3 protein-coding genes are annotated in these 3628 nt (G+C 32.1%); 1 reads left to right on the top strand and 2 read right to left on the bottom strand.

The window, feature by feature from the left end; translation table 11 throughout:
• Positions 1-688: 688 nt before the first annotated feature.
• Both ACW2QF_RS00580 and dapF read right to left on the bottom strand, forming a co-directional pair.
• Positions 689-2149, bottom strand: a complete 1461-nt coding sequence (locus tag ACW2QF_RS00580) for a UDP-N-acetylmuramoyl-L-alanyl-D-glutamate--2,6-diaminopimelate ligase (protein ID WP_455714042.1) — start codon at positions 2147-2149, stop codon at positions 689-691.
• 15 nt (positions 2150-2164) lie between these two features.
• Positions 2165-3007, bottom strand: a complete 843-nt coding sequence (gene dapF, locus ACW2QF_RS00575; protein WP_455714041.1) for a diaminopimelate epimerase — start codon at positions 3005-3007, stop codon at positions 2165-2167.
• A gap of 457 nt (positions 3008-3464) precedes the next feature.
• On the opposite strand from dapF, the gene ACW2QF_RS00570 reads away from it, so the two are divergent.
• Positions 3465-3593 (top strand): zinc ribbon domain-containing protein, encoded by a 129-nt coding sequence (locus ACW2QF_RS00570; RefSeq protein WP_455714040.1) that lies wholly within the window; start codon positions 3465-3467, stop codon positions 3591-3593.
• Positions 3594-3628 lie beyond the last annotated feature (35 nt).

Genomic DNA, 3628 nt, shown 5'->3' with positions numbered 1-3628 from the left:
ATTGATTCTGATATGTTTGAACTACAAGAACATAAATATAACATCGATAATAGTATAATTCCAAAAATAGCACCTAATTTTCTTGATTTTTTTATCATTTTTACACCCATTCCTTTCGTGCTGCTCACGACATTTCCATACGCAGCTATCTTTATATGATTATACCTATTTTGAAAAACTACATATTCCTACAGTCACCTTCTTTCCACTCATGAAGTATTATTTATTTTATATACATTCATAAAGTATTTATTTACCCTATTAATAAAACTATAAGTATTCATTGATACTGTTTTTCTGTATTATATGTAATTTAAAGATTACTTACATATTTATGTTTTTATATTACTTTGTTTTACTTTTATTATCAATACATATATTTACATTTTACTCTATTAAATTTATTAAAGCACAATTCCACATCAGAGGAAAAAGCTAAAAAGGCCACTAACGTCGCTGGACTGAAACAATTTTTTAAGAATATATTATGCAATAGTACCTGAAAGCTAACTGGGGACACACCGGTATAGCCGGTGGTTTATTTTGCTACTATACAAGTAATGGCACTTCTACCTTTTACGACAGAAGTGCCCTCACTAATTACGTGTTTTTACTTTTTTAACCACTTAATAAGAATGATAATACCTCTTACTATCTTACCTTCATCCTCTTTTCACTAACTACCTTTTCAGACGCTAATATTCACTATATCTTCCACAATTACTCTATCATCCATTTGGAATTTCACACCTGCTATTTCTTGATATGTTTCATGACCTTTACCAGCAATAACAATGACATCGCCCTCTAGTGCATTGTCAATGGCATATTTTATAGCTTCTCTTCTATCTATAATTCCTATGTACTTCCCATTGTTTTCCTCGACACTCTTGATAATATCATTTAATATGTCTGATGGATCTTCGTCTCTTGGATTATCTGATGTCACAATTGTAAAATCTGCTAACTCAGATGACACCTTTCCCATTTCAAACCTTCTAAGTTTAGACCTATTACCTCCACAACCAAATACACAAACAATTCTTTTTGGTGAATATACACGCAACGATAACAACAAACTTTGTAAACTCATCGCATTATGCGCGTAATCAATTATAACCCTATAGTCATCATTTGAATAGACAACTTCTACTCTGCCTTTGACTTTAAATTCATATAATGTAGTGGCTATAATCTCCTCACTGATATTAAACTGTTTTGCTACTGCAATTGCTGCCATGGAATTATATAAATTAAACATTCCTGGTAAGTTAAGCTCAACTTCAAAATTATAAAGACCTTTTGTTCTAAATATGATTCCCATATTAGAATTGCTAGCATCTAAATCCGGATTTTCTACCTGTAAATCAGATGTTTTCTCCATACCATATGTAACTAATTCACATGTGCTATTTTTGATTATTAAATCCAAATTCGTATCATCATTATTTACGATTCCTATATCACTTTGTCTGAACAACATGCTCTTACATTCTGCATATTCTTCAAAACTGTCATGCTCATTCTTTCCTATATGATCAATTCCCAAATTCGTAAAGACCGCATAATTAAACACAATACCATGCACGCGATGCATTTTTAATCCTTGAGAAGAGACCTCCATTACAACGCATTCACAGCCATTATCAACCATCATTTTTAAATATTTCTGTAATGTGTAGGCATCTGGTGTCGTATTAATCGATTCAATGTGTTCTTCACCAATAATTGTTTCAATCGTTCCAATCAAACCTGTCTTATATCCTGCATTCTCAAGAATGTCTTTAATCATATATGTTGTAGTGGTTTTCCCCTTGGTTCCGGTTATCCCAATACTTTTTAGCTTTGTTGCCGGATAATCAAATAGGGCCGCTGCCATCTCAGCTAAGGCTATTCTAGTGTTTTCAACTTTAATTACAGTAACTTCTGCATCTACATCTATTGTTTTCTCAACAACAATTGCCTTTATTCCTTTTCCTATCACATCATGCACATATTTATGACCATCGCTGACTGCCCCAGATATACAAACAAAAATATCCCTATCCGTTCCTTTTCTTGAGTCTGTAATAATATCTGCGATTTCTATATTGGTACTTCCTTGAAGCACCTCATATTCTAAATCTTGCAATAACGTACTTAACTTCATAATTTACACCTTCTTCTATAGAGGATTAAATTCTCCTTCAAACACACGTATCGCTGGGCCAGTCATCCATACCTTATTAGCTATCCTATCATAGTTAATCTCTAGTTCCCCTCCCAGTAATCTAACAGTTACTTCGTCACTTACTCTTTCGTTTAATACACCTGCAACTACTGCTGCACATGCTCCTGTTCCACAAGCAAGAGTCTCACCTGATCCTCTTTCCCAAACTCTCATATCAATTGTAGAACGATCTATTACTTGTATGAATTCTACATTGGTTCTCTTCGGAAAAAGTTTATGATTTTCTATCTTTTCTCCAATTTCTTTTACATCGATTTTACTTAAATCATCTACAAATATTACTGCATGAGGATTTCCCATAGACACACAGGTTAAATAATAACTGCGCTCATCTATTACAACTAACTCATCTATAAATACTTTCTTATCACTTATTACTGGTATTTGACTAGCCTCTAAGAACGGGCTACCCATATCCACTTTAACTTTTTTAACTCTATCATCTTCAACTAAAAGGCTAACACTTTTTATTCCGCTCAGAGTCTCAATAAGAAAATCCGTTTTTCTTTCAATACCGTTTTCATAAACATATTTAGCGACACATCGTATACCATTTCCACACATCTCAGCCCTTGACCCATCTGAATTATAGATATCCATTCTACATGACGCCACATGGGATCTTTGTATTAGAATCAATCCGTCGGAACCAATTCCAAATCTACGATCGCTAAGTTTTATTGCTAGTTCTGATGGATTGGTGATATCAATATCATCTTCAAAGCAGTTAATATAGACATAATCATTTCCACAACCTTGCATTTTAGTGAATTTCATTCTTTCACTCCTCTCTAAGCTTACACAATTCTAATTCTTCTGAATGGCAGTTATACACCACTTTATTATCATAAATAAATAAAAAAAGGTTTTAAATCTTTGAAAAGATTTAAAACCTCCAGTATATCTGGTCAATACCCTTCTTTTTTAATATGATTTTTATGATTTATTTGATCTTGCTATATTACTCCAAAAGAATGGATTTGGCAATATTTATAATTGAATGATTGATCTTTCTTTTTGCTTTGCTATTTTTACTTAATATTAATTGGACAGTACTGGTTTATGTGGTGAGGATGTTCATTTATATTATATATTTTATTCCTATTTTTGTATATAAGATTGTTCTTTCACTTTGTATTAGTACACATATAACATATTACCTACATTTACATCTTTCCCATATTATGGTATATTGTGAATAGTTGTAATACAATCTAATAAGGAGGAATAAACTATGTCACTTATTAAGTGTCCTGAATGTGGAATTGATAATGTTTCTAGTACTGCAAAAAGTTGTCCTCATTGCGGTTTTGGTATAAAAAACTTTTTTGATGAAAGTCAAGAAATAGTTGACGCTCATTGAATAAAAGAAGATAGCTTAAGAGATTTGATTGACTT

Source organism: Anaerosporobacter sp., from assembly GCF_965301125.1.
The sequence above is the reverse complement of the archived record's forward strand: the minus strand, read 5'-3'. Positions and strand labels throughout refer to the sequence as shown.

Bases quoted from the DNA above. Each gene is read 5' to 3' on its own strand.
- ACW2QF_RS00580 (WP_455714042.1), bottom strand. From the start codon at position 2,149: ATGAAGTTAAGTACGTTATTGCAAGATTTAGAATATGAGGTGCTTCAA.
- dapF (WP_455714041.1), bottom strand. From the start codon at position 3,007: ATGAAATTCACTAAAATGCAAGGTTGTGGAAATGATTATGTCTATATT.
- ACW2QF_RS00570 (WP_455714040.1), top strand. From the start codon at position 3,465: ATGTCACTTATTAAGTGTCCTGAATGTGGAATTGATAATGTTTCTAGT.